Here is a 21,754-nt window from a genome sequence, read left to right on the forward strand (position 1 = left end):
TCAGGCCTTGATGACGTCGAGTTCGCGGCCGATCTTGATGAAGGCGTCGATGGCCCGATCCAGATGCTCGCGGGTATGCGCGGCACTGATCTGGGTGCGGATACGCGCCTGCCCCTTGGGCACCACCGGAAAGAAGAAGCCGATGGCGTAGATGCCTTCTTCCAGCAGGCGCTCGGCAAACTTTTGCGCCAACGGTGCGTCGTAGAGCATCACCGGGCTGATCGGATGCACGCCAGGCTTGAGGTCGAAGCCGGCGGCGGTCATGCGCTCGCGGAAATAGCGGGTGTTTTCGACCAGTTGCGTGCGCAGGTCGCCGGCCGCTTCCAGCATGTCGAACGCCTTGATGCCGGCCGCTACCACGTGCGGCGGCAACGAATTGGAGAACAGGTAAGGGCGCGAGCGCTGGCGCAGCAGTTCGATCACCTCGCGCTTTGCGGTGGTGAAACCGCCCAGTGCGCCGCCCATCGCCTTGCCCAGGGTGCCGGTGAAGATGTCGATCTGGTCCAGCACGCCCTTGACCTCGGCCGAGCCGCGCCCGGTGGCGCCCAGGAAGCCGGTGGCGTGGCATTCGTCGATATGCACCAGCGCGTTGTACTTGCGGGCGAGGGCAGTGATTTCGTCCAGCGGTGCGATGAAGCCGTCCATCGAGAACACGCCATCGCTGGTGATCAGTTTGGTCTTGCAGCCGGCCGCATCGGCGGCCTGCAGCTGCGCTTCCAGGTCGGCCATGTCGCAGTTGGCGTAGCGGAAGCGCTTGGCCTTGCACAGGCGCACGCCGTCGATGATGGAGGCATGGTTGAGCGCGTCGGAAATGATGGCGTCGTGCTCGCCGAGCAGCGGCTCGAACAGGCCACCGTTGGCGTCGAAGCAGGCCGCATAGAGGATGGTGTCTTCGGTGCCGAAGAACGCGGAGATGGTGCGCTCGAGCTGCTTATGCAGATCCTGGGTGCCGCAGATAAAACGCACCGAGGCCATGCCGAAACCGTGCGTGTCCAGTGCGTCCTTGGCGGCCTGGATGATGTCCGGGTGGTCGGCCAGGCCCAGGTAGTTGTTGGCGCAGAAGTTGAGCACGCTGCGGCCGTCGGCCAGCGTGATCCGCGCCGACTGCGGGCCGGTGATGATGCGCTCGGACTTGAACAGGCCCTGGGACTGGATCGTCTCCAGTTCGGCGGCGTAGTGGGCGGTTAGCGCGGCAGGCGGACGGGTCATGGCGGTCGCTGTGGCAAAGAAAGAAGCGCAATGTTAACGATCACAATGGCATACCACTACGTCATGCAAAATCGGCATAAGCGGCGGCACTGATGTCATTTCACCGCCCGCGTGCCGCTGCGCAGCATGGCATGCTTGCTGTTCAGCTGCGCCCACCGGCCAGGAGATCGTTGTGACACACCCCCGTATCCGTCTTGCTTCCCTTCTTTGCACCCTGCTGGCCCTGGCCGGCCCGGCGGGGGCGCGCGACATCGGGCTGCTCAATGTGAGCTACGACCCTACGCGCGAGTTTTACCGCGACTACAACACGGTGTTTGCGGCGCAGTGGAAGCAGCAGCACCCGCAGGACACGGTGACCGTGGAGACCTCGCATGGTGGCTCCGGCAAGCAGGCACGCGCGGTGATCGACGGGATCGAGGCCGACGTGGTTACGCTGGCGCTGGCCTACGACGTGGATGCCATCGCGCAGAAGGCCAAGCTGATCGATACCGATTGGGAGAAGCGACTGCCCGACAACAGCGCGCCGTATACCTCCACGATCGTGTTCCTGGTGCGCAAGGGCAACCCGAAGAACATCCACGATTGGCCGGATCTGCTGCGCTCGGGCGTGGCGGTGGTGACCCCCAACCCCAAGACCTCCGGTGGCGCGCGCTGGAACTATCTGGCTGCCTGGGCCTACGCCGATCACATCTTCAAGGGCGACCGCGAACGCATCCTGCGCTACATGCAGGCGCTGTTCCGCAACGTGCCGGTGCTGGATACCGGCGCGCGCGGCGCCACGACGACCTTCGTGCAGCGCGGCATCGGCGATGTGCTGCTGGCCTGGGAGAACGAGGCGTTGCTGGCGCGCGAAGAGTTGGGCAAGGACAAGTTCGAGATCGTGGTGCCGAAGTTGTCGATCCTGGCCGAGCCGTCGGTGGCGCTGGTCGACAAAAACGTGGACAAGCACGGTACGCGCGATGTGGCCGAGGCCTATCTGCGTTATCTGTATGCGCCGGAAGGCCAGAAGCTGGCCGCCAAGCATTTCTATCGCCCGCGCCACCCCGAATTCGCCGACCCGGCGGACCTGGCCCGTTTTCCGGACATCAAGCTGGTCACCATCCAGCAGGCGTTCGGCTCCTGGGATAGGGCGCAGCAGGAACACTTTGCCGATGGTGGCCTGTTCGACCAGATCCAGGCCAAGAAGTAGGCATGCAGACGTCGGTTGCACGCCCAGCGTCGCCCTCGCGCCGACGCGTGATGCCGGGGCTGGGCCTGAGTCTGGGCATCACCCTGACCTGGCTCGGATTGATCGTGCTGATCCCGCTGCTGGGGATCTTCATCAAGACCAGCGGCCTGGGCTGGGAGGGCTTGTGGAAGGTGTGGAGCGAGCCGCGCGTGCTGTCGGCGCTGCGGGTGAGCTTTGGTACGGCCTTCGTAGCGGGCGCATTCAATGCGGTGATGGGCACCTGGGTGGCGTGGGTGTTCGTGCGTTACAGCTTTCCGGGCAAGCGCTTGTTCGATGCGGTGATCGATCTACCGTTTGCGTTGCCAACTGCGGTGGCCGGCATTGCGCTGACCGCGTTGTATGGTGAAAACGGCTGGGTCGGACGCTGGCTGGAGGCGATCGGCATCAAGGTGGCCTACACCCAGCTGGGCATCGTGCTGGCGCTGGTGTTTGTGGGATTGCCGTTTGTGGTGCGGGTGGTGCAGCCGGTGCTGGCCGAGAGCGAGCGTGAGCTGGAAGCTGCCGCCGCCACGCTGGGCGCGTCGCGCTGGCAGACCGTGTGGCGAGTAGTGTTGCCGGGGCTGTGGCCGGCAGTGCTGACCGGGTTTGCATTGGCCTTCGCGCGCGGTGTGGGCGAGTACGGCTCGGTGATCTTCATCGCCGGCAATCTGCCCAATTCCACCGAGATCGCGCCGCTGCTGATCACCATCCGGCTGGAAGAATTCGACTATGCCGGTGCTACCGCAATTGCAGCGGCAATGCTTTTGCTGTCGTTCGTGATCCTGCTGCTGGTCAACACGCTGCAGGCACGCCTGCTGCGCTATCAACAGAGGCCCGCATGAGCAATGCTGCTTCGTCGCTGCCTTCCATGTTGCAGACCCGCACGATGACCGAGCAGGCGCGCCGCATCACCGACTCGGCCACCAATGAGCCGCGCTGGGTGCAGTGGTTGATGATTCTGGGGGCGCTGGTCTTTCTGCTGGCGTTCCTGCTGCTGCCGCTGGTGCTGGTGTTTGCCGAAGCGCTGCGCGGTGGTTGGGACGTGTTTTTGCGCGCGGTGGTCGACCCGGATGCGTTGTCGGCGATCAAGCTGACGCTGCTGGTGACGGCGATCGTGTTGCCGTTGAATCTGATCTTCGGCGTTGCTGCGGCGTGGGCCATCAGCAAACATCAGTTTTGGGGCAAACGCCTGCTGGTCAGCCTGATCGACCTGCCGTTCTCGGTTTCGCCGGTGGTGGCGGGCTTGATCTTCGTGCTGATCTTCGGCCGCAGCGGTTGGGCCTGGCCGTTGATCGATGAAGGTTGGCGGGTGCAGTTGCCGGCCTTGGGCGAGCTGGTGATCCAGCTGCCGCGGATCGTGTTCGCGCTGCCGGGCATCGTGCTGGCGACGACCTTTGTCACCTTTCCGTTCATTGCGCGCGAGTTGATGCCGCTGATGGAGCAACAGGGCAGCGACGAAGAACTAGCCGCGCTGAGTCTGGGTGCGAACGGCTGGCAGATGTTCTGGCGCGTGACCTTGCCCAATATCCGCTGGGGCCTGTTGTATGGCGTGTTGCTGTGCGCGGCGCGTGCGATGGGCGAGTTCGGTGCGGTGTCGGTGGTGTCCGGGCATATTCGCGGACGCACCAATACGCTGCCGCTGCATGTGGAAATTCTTTACAACGAATACGCCTACAGCGCCGCATTTGCGTGCGCGTCGCTGCTGGCCTTGACCGCGCTGCTGACGCTGGCGCTGAAGACGTATCTGGAATGGCGGCACGGCGATTCGCTGGCCGCCAACCACCGCCATTGAGGTGACCATGGGCATCCGCATCCACCGCCTGCGCAAGCAGTTCGAGACCTTCACCGCCTTGGACGACATCACCCTGGACGTGCGTCAGGGCGAGTTGCTGGCTTTGCTCGGCCCCTCCGGCTCGGGCAAGACCACGCTGCTGCGGATCATGGCCGGACTTGAGCACGCCGATGGCGGGCAGGTGCTGTTCGGCGATGAAGATGCCACGCGCATGAGCGTGCAGTCGCGCCGGGTCGGTTTCGTGTTTCAGCACTACGCATTGTTCAAGCATATGGACGTGTTCGAGAACATCGCCTTCGGGCTGCGGGTGCGCCGCGGCAACGAACGCTGGGCCGAAGCGCGTATCCGTGCGCGGGTGGAAGAACTGCTGGCGCTGGTGCAATTGCAGGGCCTGGAGCAACGCTATCCCACCCAGCTCTCGGGTGGGCAGCGCCAGCGTGTGGCACTGGCGCGTGCGCTGGCGATCGAGCCGCGTGTGCTGCTGCTGGACGAGCCATTCGGCGCGCTGGATGCGCAGGTGCGCCGCGATCTGCGGCGCTGGCTGCGCGCGCTGCACGAGCAGACCGGTCTGACCACGGTGTTCGTGACTCATGATCAGGAAGAAGCACTGGAACTGGCCGACCGTGTCGCCATCCTCAACCGTGGCCGCATCGAGCAACTCGACACCCCGGCGATGATCTACGACAAGCCGGCTTCGCCGTTCGTGTATTCGTTCGTGGGTGCGGTGAACCGCATTCCCGGTGTGCTGGCGCAAGGGCAGATCCAGGTGGCAGGCCACGCGTTGCCGGCAGCCAACGCCGCACTGGCCGCCGGCCCGGTCGAGGTGTACGTGCGTCCGGAAGATCTGGTGCCCGACGACGCCGGCTGGCCGGCCACGGTGGCCTGGTCGCAGCGTAGTGGGGCGCGCCTGCGCCTGCGTGCCACGCTGCAGCCGGCAGGCAATGAGGTGGAAGTGGAACTACCGGCCTCGGCAGGAAGCTTCGAGCCCGGCCAGCAGCTGCGACTGTCCGCACGGCACTACGGCGTGTTTCCAGTCTGATGCAGGCAGGTGGGCGACGCCCTGCGTCTGGATAAGCGATCGGCACCAAAGATTCGCCAAAGGTGTCTTGCTGTGGCTGTTGCGAATCTCGACTCCCCACTCTCCACTCCCCGCCATCAAGATTCGGCCCGATCGGTCGATGAAACAGGCATCTGACCAGCGCATCGGCGACCAGAGATGTGCGCTGGATCGAGCGAGCGCGACTTTTATGTTGCGCTGCAATGACAGTTGGACTAAGAAGTCATTGCAGTCTTCGCTCGCCAACCGACCGCCCATCGTTTCAGGAGATGCCCATGAAGCCTTCCCCGCTCGCTTGTTGTCTGTCGTCGTTGCTGCTGTTGGGTGTGGTGCCGCTTGCACAGGCACAGGACGAAGAGGCGCCAGCGTCGCCGCTCAGCGGCACCTTTGCGGTGACCAGCGATTACCTGTTCCGCGGTATCTCGCAGACCAACGAAGAACCCGCGTTTCAAGCCGGGCTGACCTACAAATTGCCGTACGGGTTCTACGTCGGCACCTGGGCCTCCAATGTCGATTTCGGCGCTGGCGATCCGGATTGGGAAGTGGACGGCTTTGTCGGCTACAACACCGATCTGAGCACCAATTTCAATCTCGACGTAATGGTGAACCGCTACCAGTACCTGGGCGCTGGCGCTTCCAACTACGCCGAGCTGATCACCAAAACCACGTTCCTGAAGACCTACAGCCTGACCGTTGCCTACACCAACGATCTGTACGGCACCGACACCGATGGGTATTACTACGCACTGGACGCCAACTGGGCGTTGCCGCATGACTTCACCGTTGGCGCGCATGCCGGGCACAGCATCTACACCTCGGCGCTGAGCCAGGTGGACCACGACTACAACGACTTCGGCGTGAACGTGGGCAAGACCTTCGGCCCGCTGGGTTTGACCGTGGGCTATTACGACACCAGCGAAGCGGCCGAATTCGGCTTCGGGCGGCAAAATTCGCAGAACCATCTTGTGGCGACCGCCACCGTCACCTGGCCGTGAGTGCGATGCGTTAAACGCGGGGCTGGTGCATGCGTGGCGGGCGATGACTGCCACGCGTGATGCAACTGTCGGACACCGAACACGCGACATGCAAAAGGCGCCTTGCGGCGCCTTTTGCGTTGCTCACTGCCGCTCGGTCAATTCCAGCTCAATACGACCTTGCCGGCCTTGCCTTCTTCCATCAGGTCGAAGCCTTTCTGGAAGTCGTCGATCGGCAGTTGATGCGTTAGCACTTTTTGCAGCGGGAATCCCGACAGCACCAGCTGGGTCATCTTGTACCAGGTCTCGTACATCTTGCGGCCGTAGATGCCCTGCACGGTGAGGCCCTTGAAGATGATCTTGTCCCAGTCGCAGCCGGCGCCGCGCGGCATGATGCCGAGCATGGCGATCTTGCCGCCGTGGTACATGCAATCGAGCATGTCGTTGAACGCGCGTGGGTTGCCGCTCATTTCCAGGCCCACGTCGAAGCCTTCCATGTGCAGGTCCTTCATCACCTCTTTCAACGAGGTGTTGGACACGTTGACCACGCGCGTGGCGCCCATGTCGGCGGCCAGCTTCAGGCGGAAATCGTTGACGTCGGTGACCACCACGTTGCGCGCACCGATGTGCTTGCAGATGCCGGCGGCAATGATGCCGATCGGGCCGGCGCCGGTGATCAGCACGTCTTCGCCGATGACATCGAACTCCAGCGCGCAATGCGCGGCGTTGCCGTACGGGTCGAAGAACGCGGCCAGCTCGGAAGGGATCTGGTCCGGGATCGGCCACAGGTTGGACGCCGGCATCACCATGTATTCGGCGAATGCACCGTTGACGTTGACGCCGATGCCCACCGTGTTGGGGCACAGGTGCGGGCGGCCACCACGGCAGTTGCGGCAATGACCGCAGACGATGTGGCCTTCGGCCGAGACGCGCTGGCCGACCTGGTAACCGGTGACCGCCGAACCGAGCTCGGCCACACGGCCGACAAACTCATGGCCGATGGTCAGGCCAGGCGTGATGGTGCGCTGGCTCCATTCGTCCCACAGATAGATGTGCAGATCGGTGCCGCAAATGGCGGTCTTTTCCAGCTTGATCAGCACCTCGTTGGGGCCGGGCGTGGGCACGGGAACCTGCTCCATCCAGATGCCTTTGTTCGCTTCGCGCTTGACCAGCGCCTTCATCGTCTGCGCCATCTGGCGGGGCCTGCTGAGTAAAAGTAAGTTGCCGATTATATGCGGGGCGAGGTGGCTGCCATGCGGCGGTGCAAGAACCGGTCTGCAGTGATGGCTGCCGTTTGGGTGGGTGGTGGTGAAGGCGGCGTTGGATGGGCTGGGGGCCGCATGCGTGGGTTGGCTGACCACTGCTGCCCCCATCCGCCCTGCGGGCACCTTCCCCCGCTGGCGGGGGAAGGGCGGGGATGCCAGAGAAGCAGGGCACGTTGAGAAGGCGAATACGTCGACAAGTCGACAAGTCGACAAGTCGACAAGGCCAGAAGGCTCGCAGGCGAGAAGTCGAGAAGGCCAGGAGGCGAGAGGGCCAGGAGGCCAGGAGGCCAGGAGGCCAGAAGGCAAGAGGGCGAGAGGGCGAGAAGGCAAGAGGACGAGAAGGCAAGAGGACGAGAAGGATTGGGTCGGGCTACGCAGCGGCGGATCGACGCCAGATGCCAGGCGATCGTCCGCATCCCTTCTCCCGCGTGCGGGAGAAGGTGGCGCGCAGCGCCGGATGAGGGCCGCCTCAGTCACCGAGGCAGTCAGCCACACAATCGCGTCGCCATGCGCCCTCGCTTGGCGCCCGTCTTCTCACCCCAACCTCTTCCCCAGCGGGAGAGCGGCGATTGCAGGGCTGCTCAGAACTTCACGTCCAGACTCATGAAGTACTGGCGTGGGGCGCCGACCACCATGGTCTGGTTGTAGCCGTTCGGATCGGAAGCGACGTAGCCGTTGGTGCCGGTACTGGCGAAGTAGCGCTTGTCGGTGAGGTTGGTGATATTGAGCGCCAGCGCGATATCCGCCACGCCGCCGACGCGACCGAAGTCGTAGCGCGCACCGGCGTTGAACAGCCAGTACGAGGGCACCTGCGAATCGTTGAGAAAGGTGATGTAGCGCTTGTCGACGTACTTGCCGTCCAGATCCAGGCGCAGGTTACCCAGTTGATAGCTGGCGCTGGAAGAGAACATCAGCGCCGGGATGCCAACCACGTCCTTGCCCGAGGTCGCGACCACACCGTTGTTGAGGTAATCGTCCTGATAGCGCGAGCGATTCCACGACAGCGAGTTCAACCAGCTCAGGCCGTCGGTCGGGCGCCACATCACCGCCAGATCCGCACCGGCGCTATGCACCGCGCCGACATTGCTCAGGATCGAGGCACAGGTCTGCACCGCGCTGCACGGCGAGGTGGTCAGTAGGCGGTTGGAGAACTTGGTGAAGTAGGCATCGGCCGAGAGCTGGAACTGCTCGTCCTGCATGCGGTAGCCCATCTGCACGGTTTGCGACTCTTCCGGCTCCAGCGTGGAGCGGCTGCGATCGAACGCGGCCTGCGAGGTGGCGAACGGGGTGAACCCGAAGGCGGCGATGTTCTTGCTGTAGGACGCGTAGATGTCCTGCCGTTCGTCGAGTTTGTAGTTCACGCCGACTTGCGGCAGAAAGCTGTCTTCGGCACGAATGCGGCCTTGCGCCAGTGATGTGGTGGGCACCAGCGATTGCGCGCGCGTGGTGGTGTTGAGCGCCTTTGCGCCGTAGTTCAACGTCAGGCGGTCATCGAGCAAACGCACGGTGTCCTGCACGTAGAGCATGCGGGTCTGGGTGGTGTACCGCTGCAGAAAGTCGCGGCGGAACGGGGTCTGCGCTTCGTACACGTTGTACAGCGAGGTGTAGCCCTCGTTGCCGAGCGCGAAGTAGTTGCGGCCCTGCGTGGTGCGCGCATTTTCGGCCCACACGCCGGCTTCCAGATCGTGAGTGCCCCACGACCACTTCAGTGCGCTGGTACCGCCGAAACGGTCCAGGCCATAGTCGGTGGTGCGCATCGACACCGGAATCTGCGCCGAGGTGACGACATACGGCGTGACCCACTGTCCCTCACCGCGATTGGCGTGGTAGTAGCCGGTGGCATCCAACGTGACACCGCCGAACACGAACGTGCCCGACAGGCCGGCAAGATTGTCGCGGCGCAGGCCGCCGCCGGCGTAGTAACTGGCATCGAGCCAGCTGTAGTCGCTGGGCAACCCAGCCAGCGATTGCGGGTAACCGTTGGCCACGCCGCTGGTGGCGCCGGTGCTCTGGTAGGCGCGCGCCATCTGCACGGCGGTGGCCCAATCCGGTTGCAGGTAGTCGTAGTCCCAGCCCAGTGCGCGCTGGCTGGTCAACGACAGATCCATGTAGTCGTATTCCTTGCGCCGCGAGGTATCCAGGAACAGGCTCAGACGATTGCCGTCGCCCCATTGGTACACGGTCTTGAGGTTGGCCTGTTCGGATTGCTGATCGCCGAAGCCTTTCCACTTGTCGGTGGTGGCATTGGCGTAGGACAGATACGCCGACAAGCCATCGCGATCGCCGGTGTCGGCGCGCACGAAGGTGCGTCGCGTGGCATCGCTGCCCACCGTCTGCACCAGCCGCGCGCCGGGCGTGGTCTGCGGATCGGCGGAGTAGAACTGCATGGTGCCGCCAAGGTTGGTGTTGGACGCGGTGCCGAGTGCGCCGGCGCCTTGTGCGATCTCTACCGAGCCGAGGTTTTCGGAAATGATGGCGCGGGTGATGTGCAGGCCGTTGGTGACGCCGTAGCTCATGTTGCCCAGCGGAATGCCGTCGAGCGTGTAGCCCAGGCGGCTCTGGTCGAAGCCATGCAGGGTGACCTGGGTGGACCACTCGTAGGTGCCGAACGGATCGGCGGACTGGAACTGCACGCCGGGCAGTTTTTCCACCGCCTTGAAGGCGCTGCTGCCTGGCGTCAGCTGCTCGATATCCTGCCGGCTGATGCGCTGCACCTGCCGCGTGCTGCCTTGCGAGACCACGTTGATCGCATCCAGCTGAGTCGCGTTGCCGGCCGCATCGGCGGACGTGACCGGTGCGTCCGCCACGCTGGCAGCGATCGGATCGGTGGCGTGCGCAATGACGGGAAGCAGCGCGGCGAGGGCGAGTGCCAGTGGCGTGACATGGAAACGACGGGCGGGAGTCATGGGGGAGTCCTGTTCGAGCACGGCTGAGGGCGGACGCACGGTGCAAGACCGGCGTTTCGCGACGCAGGGTGTCAATGGCTCATGAAACATTGATGACGGTGGCTGTCGCAAAACTGTCGCGTAGGCCCGCTATACGTGTCGTGTGCGGCCGCCATGTGCGCTGCACGTCACCGACTTTTGCAGGGTTTTTCGTCATGACGTCATCTTCTTCGCGCCGCGATTTCCTCAAGCGCGTTGCTGCGCTCACCGCCGCCGGGGCATTGCCGTCGTCGATCGGCCGCGCGCTGGCACTGCCAGCCAATGCACGGACCGGCACGCTGCGCGATATCGAACACGTGGTGATCCTGATGCAGGAGAATCGCTCGTTCGATCATTACTTCGGCACGCTGCGCGGTGTGCGCGGGTTCGGCGATCCGCATACGCTGCAGTTGCGCGATGGCCACCCGGTGTGGAGTCAGCCGGCAGCCGATGGACGCCGGCTGCTGCCGTTTGCCTTCGATGCGCAAACCACGAGCGCGCCGCTGATCAAAAGCCTGGACCATTCGTGGAAAGCCGGCCACGGGCAGGACCCGGCGCGCTGGGCCGAATACGACGCGTGGGTGCCCTACAAGGGCGAGTTGACGATGGGCTACTTCCAACGTCACGACATTCCGTACTACCACGCACTCGCCGACGCGTTCACCATCTGCGATGGTTATTTCTGCTCGATGCACGGGCCGACCAATCCCAATCGCATGTATCTGTTCACCGGCACCAGCGGGCTGAGTGTGGGCGATACCCGCGCGCAGGTGGCCGACAACGCCGATGACGGCAACTGGACCGCCGACATGGCGCGCGACAAACCCGGCTATGCGGCGATGGGTTGGACCACCTATGCACAGCGCTTGCAGGCGGCCGGCATCGATTGGCGCGTGTATCAGGAATACGACAATTTTGGCTGCAACTCGTTGGCGTATTTTGCGCACTACCGCGGGCTGGACACAGCCGACGAACGTTATCGCCGCGCGCGTGCCTGTGTGCCTGGATCCACCGCAGACAATGCAGCCAGCACGCAGGCCGACCACCTGATTGCCGCGATCGCCGCCGACGTGCAGGGCAATCGCTTGCCGCAGGTGTCGTGGATCATTCCGCCCACCGCATATTGCGAACACCCCGAAGCGCCGCCGGCTTACGGCGAATCGCTGGTGGCGCGGTTGATCGATGCGCTGACCTCCAATCCGCAGGTCTGGGCGAAAACAGCCTTGATCATCAATTACGACGAGAACGACGGCTTTTTCGACCATGTGCCGGCGCCATTGCCAGCGCTGGACGCGCGCATGGGCCGCAGCAATGTCGATGTACGCGGCGAGGCCTACAACGGCGTGCCAGTGGGTCTGGGCATCCGCGTGCCGATGCTGGTGATTTCGCCGTGGACGCGTGGCGGTTGGGTCAATTCGCAGGTATTCGATCACACTTCGGTACTGCGGTTGCTGGAACGTCGCTTCGGTGTGGCCGAGCCGAATATCAGCCCGTGGCGTCGCGCGGTCAGTGGCGATCTCACCAGCGTGTTCGATTTCCGTAAGCCGGACGATTCGGCGCTGAGCGCATTGCCGTCCATCGGCGACTACCGCGCACGCACGGCGGCGCTACGCAATAAGCCGTTGCCGTTGCCGCCGACCAACGCCGTCATGCCGCGACAGGAGCCCGGCCAACGCCCGGCGCGCGCGTTGCCGTATGCCGTACAGGTGCACGCACGCGTGCAGGACGATGGCGCGCTGCAGTTGCAGTTCGTCAATACCGGGACGGCTGCGGCGGCATTCAACGTCTACACCAGCGCGTCCACCGGCGGGCCGTGGTACTACACGGTATTACCTGGTACCCGGCTCGATGACGTGCCGATGGGCGCCGCGCACGACGGCGCATATGCGCTGCGCGTGCACGGGCCGAATGGATTTCTGCGCGAATTTGCAGGCGATCTGGCGACCACGCCGCAACCAGCGGCAGCACCGTGGCTCGAAGCGCGCCAGGACGGCGGCACGCTGATCCTGGAGATCGGTAACGCCGGGCAACAGCCTTGTACGATGCAACTGCGCGCGCTGGACTACGCAGATCCGGCCCCGCGCGCGCTGCAACTTTCTGCAGGTCAGCGCCAGATCCTGCAGTTGCCGCTCGCCGCAAGCGACCACTGGTATGACGTGGTCGTCGAGCAACCGGGCGGCGCGTTCCGGCGGCGTCTGGCCGGCCATCTGGAAACCGGCAAGCCCAGTCGCAGCGATCCGGCGTTCGGTCGCGTCTGAGTGCGCCTCACGGGGTGGCGGATATTGGCCCGGAGCAGCGCCCTGCCTTATCGGGACGCGTACTGCGTGCAAGGGCTGCAGGTCCAGCGTGGCGGTGCTGTTGGCTGCATCGCGCGCGTGACACCGGCACACAGCGGCCGATCTCCAGGTTGAACGCGCCGGCACCGCTGCCGGCCTCGACAAGTTCACCAGGATCCGAGGATCGGAAGCGCACAGCCTCAGCTTGGAGGGTCTAGAGGCTCAGATGGGTGCATAAAGGCCGCGCGGCGGTCAGCAGGGAACAGGGCGTGCGCTGAAGCGCAGAGGGAAGGGGCGGGGAGCGGTTATGATGCGGTCCGGTTTCGCCGCGGCGTGCCGGCCCCTCCCCCAAGGAACTCTCAGCGCATGCGCATCCTGCTTGCTCGTCACGGCGAGACGCCGTGGAACGCCGAAGGCCGTTACCAGGGCCAGATCGATATTCCGCTGTCGCCGGTTGGCGAAGGCCAGGCACGTGCGTTGGGCGAGCGGCTGCAGGCGCTGCAGATCACCCGTGCGGTCGCCTCGCCGCTGTCGCGCGCGCAGGCCACTGCCAAAGCTGCATTGGGCGCATCGCGCGAAAGCCTGCTGCAGACCGATCCGGACCTGCAGGAAATTGCCCATGGGGAGTGGGAAGGCCTGCTGGCCAGCGAGATCAACGACAAGGACCCCGCGCGCCTGCGCGCCTGGCGCGAAGAGCCGGACACCGTGCTGATGCCGGGCGGCGAATCGCTGCGTCAGGTGCTGGACCGCAGCTGGCGCGGACTGACGCGCGCGGCCGATGGCCTGGGTGCCGACGACACCTTGCTGGTGGTCGCGCACGACGCGGTCAACCGCGTGATCCTGTGCAAGATCCTCGGCCTGCCGCCGTCCAAGCTGTGGAGCTTCCGCCAGGCCCCGACCACGCTCAACCTGCTCGAAGGCGACGACGTCGATCACCTGGACGTGGTGCGCCTCAACGACTGCGCGCACCACACCCCGTTCTTTGGGGAAGCCAAGCATCGGGCGTTGTAGTAATCACGCGGCAGGTGTGGTGCACAAAGTGGCTGTATCCACGTTTGCCGGGTTTGCAATGAATGCATAGACCACATCTTCTGCGTGCGGGAGCCTTGTTTTTAACGCCAGTGGCGTTGCTCTTTTTTGCTAATTCCTTCAGATTCCTTCCGCCGTCCAACGCCTCGATCGATCTTACTCTTGTGGTGTTCAGTCTCACCGCGATGGCCCTGTTCGGCACGCTGTGCTGGGCCAATGCAACTGGCAGGCTCAAACGTCAGTTGCAGCGAATAGGTGTTGAACGCTGTGTCTTTCGTTGGCTGATGTCGACGATGGTGGTCGGGCTGGTTGCATGGGCGCTGGTCGTCAGGATTGTGCCTTGGGTATGGACTGAGGCGTTCGGCAGCACGTATTCAGAGCAAGTGCTCATACATTCGGCGCCGAAAAGCCTGATGTGCCCTTACGCACTCAGGATTTCCCCATTGCCTCATGGGACACCTGTGCGGCTTTGCATTCGCGAGCACGAAATGATGAGCTTCCCGAATGGTGCGGTGAGTGCGGTCATCCAAGGGAAGCGCTCCTCGCTGGGTTCCACAGTGCATGACTACTATCCCGCCGCACCGCAAGCAGCGGTACCTTAGCTATTGTGGTGTGCTGTATGCGCCCGTGCCACATTCATTGACCTCTTTGTTTTTCTAGGATGGATGAGATATCACTGCCCCGCTTGCCTATGTGCGGTCCAACGAAAATTTCAAGGGTTGTGCAGTGAAGTGAAAGCTGTTTGCTTGGATGAAGGCAGCTTCCGTATTCCTCCTGTTGGGCCTGATCTTGCTCGGCGCATTTGCCGATTCCATACCGGCGCGAGTTCATGCAAGGACGCTATTGGAGATGACTATTCCTGATTGTCGGCATCGTGCTAACAGTGCTGCGACGTAAATACAGTCGTCGTCTTGGTCGACCAGCGGACATGGAAGGCCAGGGACGCGTCTTTGTATGTATTCATGCTCTTCGGGACACCAGTGATGCTGGGTTTTCTGTCCAGGCTGTTGCGCAAAAACAGTGCCTTGGTCGCTGACTTTCGCCATCGGTGGTGGGTTTGAAGAACCGTACGTTATGCAGAGCTGCTATCAATCGAGCAGACACTTTTGCGGGTATCGGTTGCGTGGCGGACCAATGGAGTATGCGTTTCCAGGTTACCTCTGCATCAGCGAAAGCCTGTACCGCCGCTATCCCGAGCAACAGATTGCAGTGACATTGAAAGGCCAGCGCTCGATGTTCGGCTAACGTATCGATGAGATTTACGGGGGCGCAGTAAGGGGTATCGTCGCCCAGCTGTCTCCGCTCTGGCACGTAAGTCTCTTATCCCTGTATACCTTCGCCGGTTGCCGCGGCACACAGCAGGTGTCAACGCTTGCGATTTACGCTGGAGCGGGCTTGCCTGCATTGGTCCAAGACTCCATCAACCGGGATAATGTCTGCCGCCCGCACGACATCAGGTAACCCCGTGACCACTCCCACCACACTCACCGACTGGCTCGCCTACATTGAGCAGCAACACCCCAGCAGCATTGCGATGGGGCTGGAGCGCGTGCGCGAGGTGGCTGCGCGGCTGCAGATCGAGGCGCCTGCCACGCATGTCATCGTTGTGGGCGGCACCAACGGTAAGGGCTCGACGGTGGCTTTTGTCGAGGCGATCGGCCGCGCCGCTGGGTGGAAGGTGGGGGCGTACACGTCGCCGCATCTGCTGCGTTACAACGAGCGTGTGCGCATCGATGGTGTCGATGCGAGCGATGCCGCGCTGGTCGCCGCATTTGCAGCAGTGGAGACGGCGCGTGGCACGACGCCGCTGACCTATTTCGAGTACGGCACGCTGGCGGCGCTGTGGTTGTTTCAGCGGTCCGAACTTGACCTGGCGGTGCTGGAAATCGGCCTGGGTGGACGCCTGGATGCGGTCAACCTCATCGATTCGGATGTGGCGGTGATCACCACCGTGGATATCGACCACACCGATTGGCTAGGCGAGGACCGCGAGGCGATCGGCGCCGAGAAGGCGGGCATCATCCGCGCGTGGAAGCCGGTGGTGCTGGGCGAGATCGACCCGCCCTCCAGCGTGCTGCGCCGCGCCTACCAACTTGGTGCCAACGCGATCCGCGCCGGCAGCGATTATTTCTTCGAGCCGATCGACGCACAGCATTGGCGCTGGCGCGATGTGGCGGTGCGCCTGGAGCTGCCGATGCCGGCATTGCAGGCCCCGGTGCAACTGGCCAACGCTGCCGCCGCCATCGCTGCGCTGCAGGCCTTGCCGGTCGAGCTGCCGCAAACAGCATGGGCGCAGGGCATCGCCGATGCCCAGGTGGCGGGGCGCCTGCAGCGCAGCGACGTCGCCGGCGTGGAAGTGTTGCTGGATGTTGGGCATAACCCGCAGGCTGCGCGCGCGCTGGCGCAGGCGCTCGGCGCGCAGCCGATTGCCGGCAGCACGCATGCGATCTACGCGGCGCTGGCAGACAAGGACGTCTCGGCGGTGGTGGAGGCGGTGGCCGCGCAGATCGATCATTGGGCATTGGCCGGCTTGGAAGGTGCGCGTGGTCAGTCTGCACAGGCTCTGCAGCAGCGCCTGCAAGGCACGGTTGCTGCGCAGGCGCCATGCCATGACACCGTCGCCGGCGCCGTGCATGCGGTGCTCGCCATGGCCAACCCGGGCGACCGCGTGCTGGTGTTTGGCTCGTTTCATACCGTTGCCGACGCGCTGAACGCACTTCGTTCAGCCCACTAGGGTCGGCGAGGTGGCGCCGGCCTTATAATCGCCGCGGCACCCCGCCACGCCTGTAGCTCTTTTTACTGTGGACACTGCTCTGAAACAGCGACTGATTGGCGCCATCGTTCTGGTGGCGCTTGCCGTGATCTTCCTGCCGATGCTGGTCAAGGGCCCCGCGCCGTCCAGCGGTGTCGCCGATGTGCCGCTGGAGGCGCCTGCCGCGCCCGGCAATGGCGAGTTCGAAACCCGCGAATTGCCGCTGGTCACCCCTGGCAATGCGCCGGCGGGTGGTGCGCTGGGCATGGCTGGTGCCCCCAGCGCTCCGGCGGCGGTGCAGGACAACCCGGACGCAGCCGACCTGGCGAACCCCAGCAGCGCGCCGTCTGCGCCGGACGTGGCGGCCGGCAACTACGCGGTGAATTTTGGTGCGTATGCCACCAGCGCCGATGCCGATGCGGTGATCGCGCGGCTCAAGCAGGCGCAATTGCCCGGCTTCAGCGAGAAGACCCAGATCAATGGCCGCCCTGCCTGGCGCGTGCGCGTGGGGCCGTATGCCGATCAGGCCCAGGCCGAATCGGCCAGGCTGCAGGCAGTGAAGGTGCGCGGCGACGTCAATGCGCAGGTGGTGACGCTGGACGCCAATGCCGCCGCACCGGCGCCGGTTGCGACGCCGACACCCGCGTCGGCCGCAAAACCCAGCAGCAGCGTGGCCGCTGCCAGCGCGCCTGCTGCGCCCAAGACCGAAAGCCTGCCGCCGGAACCGGCCAAGCCGGTCGCCGCCGCTCCCAAGCCGGCCGAAGCGCCCAAACCCGCACCGCCCAAGCCGGAAGTTGCCAAGGTAGAACCGACCAAGCCCGAGGCTGCGAAGCCCGTTGCCGCCGCACCCACCGTGCCGGCGGCCCCTGCCGCGAGCGGCGTCGGGTTTGCCGTGCAGCTCGGCGCGTTCGGCCGCGCCGAAGACGCCAATGCCCTACGCGACCGTGTGCGCGCTGCCGGCTTCAGCGCCTTTGTCGAACAGGTCCGTACCGACAAGGGCGCGCTCAACCGCGTGCGCGTCGGCCCGGTCGCCAACCGTGGCGATGCCGAGCAGTTGCGCGCGCAGGTCGCGGCCAAGGTCGGCATTTCCGGCATGGTGCGTCCGCATCCTTGAGATGAGCGCAACGCGTCGCGCCGCCACGTAGCGAGCGCGACAGCGGTGCGAATCGGTGTGAGCCACGCGTCCGTCCACGTGTTGTAGGCACCGCAGTGGCGGATGATCAGCGCTGGCATCTTTCGGCCATACCCGCAACTTCGACAGCCTCACGCCCACGGAGGGGAAGGCAATGATCAGCAAGCCACGTTGGACCGGCCCATGCGCCGCGCGGAGAAGTCGCCAATGATCGACATGGTGCTGGGCGTCATCATTCTGGTGTCGGCCCTGTTGGGCTTGCTGCGCGGCTTTGTCGCCATCGTGGTCGGCACCTTGTCGTGGTTGCTGGCGGGCTGGGCCACATTTCTGTTTGGCGGCACGGCCGCGCGTTGGCTGGCCGATGGCAAGCATCCGTCGGCCACTGAGTCGTTTGGTGGCTACGCCATGGTGTTTGTCGGTGTGCTGATCAGCGTGGCGGTGATCGGCATGGTCATTCGCGCCGGCGTGGATGCGGTCAAACTCGGCGGGACCGACCGCATGCTCGGGTTCGGTCTGGGCGTGGTGCGTGGCGGGTTTCTGGCCAGCGTGTTGGTGCTGCTGATGGGCTTTACGCCGTTGCCGCGTGAGCCAGCGTGGCGGCAATCGGTGCTGTTGCCGATCCTGCAGCCCGGCGCCGGCTGGATGCGAGCACAACTGCCGGCCTGGCGCATGCCGTCGATGGACATGCCATCCATGGAACTCGGCAAATTGCCCACGGAGTTGGGGAAGTTGCCCTCGACAGGCGATAATACCGACCTGGGCAAAATGCTGTCCGGGTCTGGCTTGAGCGACACCGTGTCGCGGGCGCTCGGTAAACCTGGCAAACCCGGCAATGCCGCCAGCGACGGACGCGATCCGGCGCAGGCGATGCCGGCCAATATCGATCCGGCGCAGGTTCGCGGCGGAGAAAGCGACCCGGCTCGGGTCGAATCCCAAGGCCAGGCACGGCCACCTTCACAGTAACGGCGCAAGCCGCAGCGGAGAACGCGCACCATGTGTGGCATCGTCGGTATTGTCGGCAACCAAAACGTCGCCGGGCAACTTTATGACGGCCTGACCGTCCTGCAGCATCGTGGGCAGGACGCCGCAGGCATCGCCACCGCCGACGGCACGCGCTTGCGCGTGCAAAAAGCCAATGGCCTGGTGCGAGATGTCTTCGACGAAAAGAAGATGGCGGTGCTGGAAGGCCGCGTCGGCATCGCGCATTGCCGCTACCCGACCGCAGGCTCGGAAGGCATGGACGAGGCGCAGCCGTTCTACGTCAATTCGCCCTACGGCATCGCGCTGGCGCACAACGGCAACCTGATCAACACCGAGGCGTTGCGCCAGCAGGTGTTCGAAGCCGACCGCCGCAACATCAACACCGATTCGGACAGCGAAGTGCTGCTGAACGTGTTTGCCTACGAGCTGGACGCACAGCGCATGCTGACCCCCGAGGCGGCGATCCGCGCGGTGGCCGGCGTGCACCGTCGTTGCAAGGGTGGCTACGCGGTAGTGAGCGTGGTGCTGGGTCTGGGCCTGGTGGCGTTCCGCGACCCGCACGGCATCCGTCCGCTGGTGCTGGGCAAGCGCGAGCACGCCGAAGGTACCGAATACATCGTGTCCTCCGAATCGGCAGCGTTGGACATCCTCGGCTACCAGCGCGTGCGCGACGTGCGTCCCGGCGAGGCGATGGTGATCACCGCGCGCGGCGAGCTGTTCTCGGAAGTCTGCGCAGCGCCGACCATCAATGCGCCGTGCATCTTCGAGTACGTGTACTTCGCGCGTCCCGATTCGATGATCGACAACATCTCGGTGCACAAGGCGCGCATGCGCATGGGCCTGAAGCTGGGCGAAAAGATCCTGCGCCTGCGCCCGGATCACGACATCGATACCATCATTCCGATCCCGGACACCTCGCGCGACGTGGCGCTGGAAATGTCCAACGTGCTCGGCGTGAAGTACCGCGAAGGCTTCGTCAAGAATCGCTACGTGGGCCGCACCTTCATCATGCCGGGGCAGGGCGAACGGCAGAAATCGGTGCGTCGCAAGCTCAACCCGATCCACCTGGAATTCCGCAACCGCGTGGTGCTGCTGGTGGACGATTCCATCGTGCGCGGCACCACCAGCCGGCAGATCGTGCAGATGGCGCGCGATGCCGGCGCGCGCAAGGTGTATCTGGCCTCGGCCGCGCCGCCGGTGCGCTATCCCAACATCTACGGCATCGACATGCCGGCCGCCGAAGAACTCATCGCGCATGGCCGCAGCGAGCTGGAAATCCAGGAATTTCTCGGCTGCGACTGGCTGATCTACCAGGACCTGGAAGATCTGGAAGTGGCGGTGCGCGAAGGCAACCCGGACATCAAGCAGTTCGATTCCTCGTGCTTCAACGGCGAGTACATCACCGGCATCGAACCGGGCTATTTCGAACGCATCCAGCAACTGCGCTCGGACGATGCCAAGAAGCGTCGCCGCGCCTGAGTTGTCACGGCGCAGTGCGCTATTGGCTGTAGTCGCTGCCGGGGTGGCAGCGCTGCTGGCGGGCTGCGCCGCCGATGACGCTGCGGCGATCCGCACGCTGGACGACCCGCGTTTGCGCAACGGGCAGGTGCCTGTTGCGCTGAGCACCACCTTGGACATGCAATTGGATTGGCAGCAACAGGCCGCGCTGGACCCCGCATTCGCCACGCCTGCCGGCGCGCAGCGGCTGGATCTAGCCGGCGCCACGCGCGTGGGCGAGGCGCTTGTTATCGTGCGCCTGCGCGCAGCGGCAGCTGCAGGCGCGCCGCCAGCGGGTTTGGCGGAATGGACGTACGCGGTGGATTGCCGCAGCGACCAGGCGCGCTTGCTCGGGGCAGGAATCGGTGTTGGTGCGGGTGGTCCGGGCGCGCTGCCGTCATCGGTGCCAGCGCCTGCGCAGGCCGATCGCGCGCGGTTGTTCGCGCTGGTGTGTGCCAAACGTACGGCCTGCGAGTTGCGGCTCAAGGCAAACGCCTGCGAGCGGGTACGTGCCGCATCGCTCGCGGCACTGGTTCAGCAACAGGTGCGGCAGGCGCCGTGATCACCGATCTGTTCGACGCCGCACGCGCCTGCCTGGATGCTGCCGATCCGCTGCAAAAAGTCGCGTTGACGCAACAATACGCCGCCGCGTTTCGTGATGGCGAGCTGCGGTTGAATGCGGCCGCGCCGGCACCTGCGCCGATCTGCATGCCGGGCCGGCCGGCCACACCGGCACTGGTGCATCCGCGCGAGTTGCCGCGGCGTGGACTGGGGACGGTGGAAGGGCGCGCCGCCTTCATCCATGCGATTGCGCATATCGAACTCAATGCGATCGACCTGGCCTGGGATGCGGCCTATCGCTTCCGCGGCCTGCCCGATGAGTTCTATGCCGATTGGGTGGCGGTGGCCGACGACGAATCCCGCCACTTCATGCTGCTGCGCGCGCGCCTGCAAGCGCATGGACACGACTACGGCGACTTTGCCGCGCACAACGGCTTGTGGGAAATGTGCGAGAAAACCGCGCATGACGGTCTGGCGCGCATGGCGCTGGTGCCGCGGGTGCTGGAAGCGCGCGGCCTGGACGTGACACCAGCGATGATCGTCAAATTGCGCTCGCTCGGTGATGCCGCCACGGCCGAGGTGCTGGAGACCATCCTGCGCGAGGAAGTGGCGCACGTCGCGGCCGGCTCGCGCTGGTACCGCTGGTATTGCGCGCAGGCCGGTATCGAACCACGGGCACGCTTCAAGGCTTTGCTGCGCGAGTACGCCGGCGGCTACCTGCATGGCCCGTTCAATCTGCAGGCGCGGCTGCTTGCCGGTTTCGACGAAGACGAGCTGGCCGATCTGGTGGAGCAGGCCGGCTGAGTAAGCGGGTTGATCGTGCTGTTGTGGAGCGGAACACACGCATGCCTGGTCGGGCACTGGCCGCAGAGTGGCGCGGTACGTGCGCTTTTTGTAGTCGGAGCTTCGCAAGCTGCGCTGGTCGATGCCGCGGTGCCTTCACCAGTCGGAAGGCACGCAGTGAATCCATTCCTGCCGCCGCCGTTTTTCCCGCAGGCAATGAGTACATCGCGTCAGAGCCCTGGCCGATTGTGCGATTGAAAACCAGACACACCGACCATCACGATGGGTCCTTGCCCGCTCACCGTCGCGGGACCT

At 64.6% G+C, this 21,754-nt stretch carries 16 protein-coding genes and 2 pseudogenes; 15 read left to right on the forward strand and 3 right to left on the reverse strand.

The genetic code is table 11. The annotated features are described in order from the left end of the window. Positions 1–1,209 (reverse strand): glycine C-acetyltransferase, encoded by a 1,209-nt coding sequence (gene kbl / locus ABQU90_RS01585; RefSeq protein ID WP_323521780.1) that lies wholly within the window; start codon positions 1,207–1,209, stop codon positions 1–3. A 92-nt stretch (positions 1,210–1,301) separates the two neighbouring features. On the opposite strand from kbl, the pseudogene ABQU90_RS01590 reads away from it, so the two are divergent. The 5 genes and pseudogenes from ABQU90_RS01590 to ABQU90_RS01610 all read left to right on the forward strand — a co-directional run bounded on the left by ABQU90_RS01590 (position 1,302) and on the right by ABQU90_RS01610 (position 6,260). Further along, a pseudogene (locus ABQU90_RS01590) lies at positions 1,302–2,398 on the forward strand (sulfate ABC transporter substrate-binding protein). Positions 2,399–2,400: 2 nt separating this feature from the next. Beyond that, positions 2,401–3,258 (forward strand): sulfate ABC transporter permease subunit CysT, encoded by an 858-nt coding sequence (gene cysT, locus ABQU90_RS01595; RefSeq protein ID WP_055846046.1) that lies wholly within the window; start codon positions 2,401–2,403, stop codon positions 3,256–3,258. After that, positions 3,255–4,208, forward strand: coding sequence for a sulfate ABC transporter permease subunit CysW (gene cysW / locus ABQU90_RS01600; protein ID WP_055846044.1), 954 nt, complete (start codon positions 3,255–3,257; stop codon positions 4,206–4,208). The genes cysT and cysW overlap by 4 nt, the downstream gene beginning before the upstream one ends. A 7-nt stretch (positions 4,209–4,215) precedes the next feature. Beyond that, positions 4,216–5,247: a sulfate/molybdate ABC transporter ATP-binding protein gene (locus ABQU90_RS01605; RefSeq protein ID WP_311239722.1), complete on the forward strand. Its 1,032-nt coding sequence runs from the start codon at positions 4,216–4,218 to the stop codon at positions 5,245–5,247. Between the two features lie 293 nt (positions 5,248–5,540). Next, positions 5,541–6,260 carry a TorF family putative porin gene (locus ABQU90_RS01610; protein ID WP_115512395.1) on the forward strand — a complete coding sequence of 240 codons (720 nt, stop codon included), beginning with the start codon at positions 5,541–5,543 and terminating at the stop codon, positions 6,258–6,260. A gap of 137 nt (positions 6,261–6,397) precedes the next feature. Here ABQU90_RS01610 and tdh read toward each other — a convergent pair whose 3' ends face one another. Continuing rightward, entirely contained in the window at positions 6,398–7,432 is a 1,035-nt protein-coding gene (gene tdh, locus ABQU90_RS01615; RefSeq protein ID WP_193552432.1) for an L-threonine 3-dehydrogenase, read from the reverse strand. 653 nt (positions 7,433–8,085) lie between these two features. Next, the gene (locus ABQU90_RS01620; protein ID WP_323521781.1) at positions 8,086–10,500 is read right to left on the reverse strand and encodes a TonB-dependent receptor; all 2,415 of its coding nucleotides are present in this window, start codon (positions 10,498–10,500) and stop codon (positions 8,086–8,088) included. Between the two features lie 104 nt (positions 10,501–10,604). On the opposite strand from ABQU90_RS01620, the gene ABQU90_RS01625 reads away from it, so the two are divergent. The 10 genes and pseudogenes from ABQU90_RS01625 to ABQU90_RS01665 all read left to right on the forward strand — a co-directional run bounded on the left by ABQU90_RS01625 (position 10,605) and on the right by ABQU90_RS01665 (position 21,460). Further along, entirely contained in the window at positions 10,605–12,686 is a 2,082-nt protein-coding gene (locus tag ABQU90_RS01625; RefSeq protein ID WP_323521783.1) for a phosphocholine-specific phospholipase C, read from the forward strand. A 384-nt stretch (positions 12,687–13,070) separates the two neighbouring features. After that, the gene (locus ABQU90_RS01630) at positions 13,071–13,715 is read left to right on the forward strand and encodes a histidine phosphatase family protein (protein ID WP_323521784.1); all 645 of its coding nucleotides are present in this window, start codon (positions 13,071–13,073) and stop codon (positions 13,713–13,715) included. Positions 13,716–13,777: 62 nt separating this feature from the next. Then, positions 13,778–14,335: a hypothetical protein gene (locus ABQU90_RS01635; RefSeq protein WP_349780872.1), complete on the forward strand. Its 558-nt coding sequence runs from the start codon at positions 13,778–13,780 to the stop codon at positions 14,333–14,335. A gap of 148 nt (positions 14,336–14,483) precedes the next feature. Further along, positions 14,484–14,978 (forward strand): annotated as a pseudogene (locus ABQU90_RS22735) (hypothetical protein). Between the two features lie 187 nt (positions 14,979–15,165). Then, positions 15,166–16,467 carry a bifunctional tetrahydrofolate synthase/dihydrofolate synthase gene (folC, locus tag ABQU90_RS01640; protein ID WP_349780873.1) on the forward strand — a complete coding sequence of 434 codons (1,302 nt, stop codon included), beginning with the start codon at positions 15,166–15,168 and terminating at the stop codon, positions 16,465–16,467. Between the two features lie 67 nt (positions 16,468–16,534). Then, positions 16,535–17,599 (forward strand): SPOR domain-containing protein, encoded by a 1,065-nt coding sequence (locus ABQU90_RS01645; protein WP_323521789.1) that lies wholly within the window; start codon positions 16,535–16,537, stop codon positions 17,597–17,599. A 225-nt stretch (positions 17,600–17,824) separates the two neighbouring features. After that, positions 17,825–18,580 (forward strand): CvpA family protein, encoded by a 756-nt coding sequence (locus ABQU90_RS01650; protein WP_323521824.1) that lies wholly within the window; start codon positions 17,825–17,827, stop codon positions 18,578–18,580. Between the two features lie 30 nt (positions 18,581–18,610). After that, on the forward strand, positions 18,611–20,077 hold the full coding sequence (purF, locus tag ABQU90_RS01655; protein ID WP_055846019.1) for an amidophosphoribosyltransferase: 1,467 nt from the start codon (positions 18,611–18,613) through the stop codon (positions 20,075–20,077). Between the two features lie 22 nt (positions 20,078–20,099). Beyond that, entirely contained in the window at positions 20,100–20,657 is a 558-nt protein-coding gene (locus tag ABQU90_RS01660) for a hypothetical protein (RefSeq protein WP_323521791.1), read from the forward strand. Beyond that, a complete protein-coding gene (locus ABQU90_RS01665; protein ID WP_115553177.1) occupies positions 20,654–21,460 on the forward strand; it encodes a ferritin-like domain-containing protein in 807 nt (268 codons plus the stop codon). Before ABQU90_RS01660 ends, ABQU90_RS01665 begins: the two co-directional genes overlap by 4 nt. The last annotated feature ends 294 nt before the right edge of the window (positions 21,461–21,754 follow it).

Source organism: Xanthomonas sp. WHRI 10207, assembly GCF_040202975.1.
Classification (GTDB): Bacteria; Pseudomonadota; Gammaproteobacteria; order Xanthomonadales; family Xanthomonadaceae; genus Xanthomonas.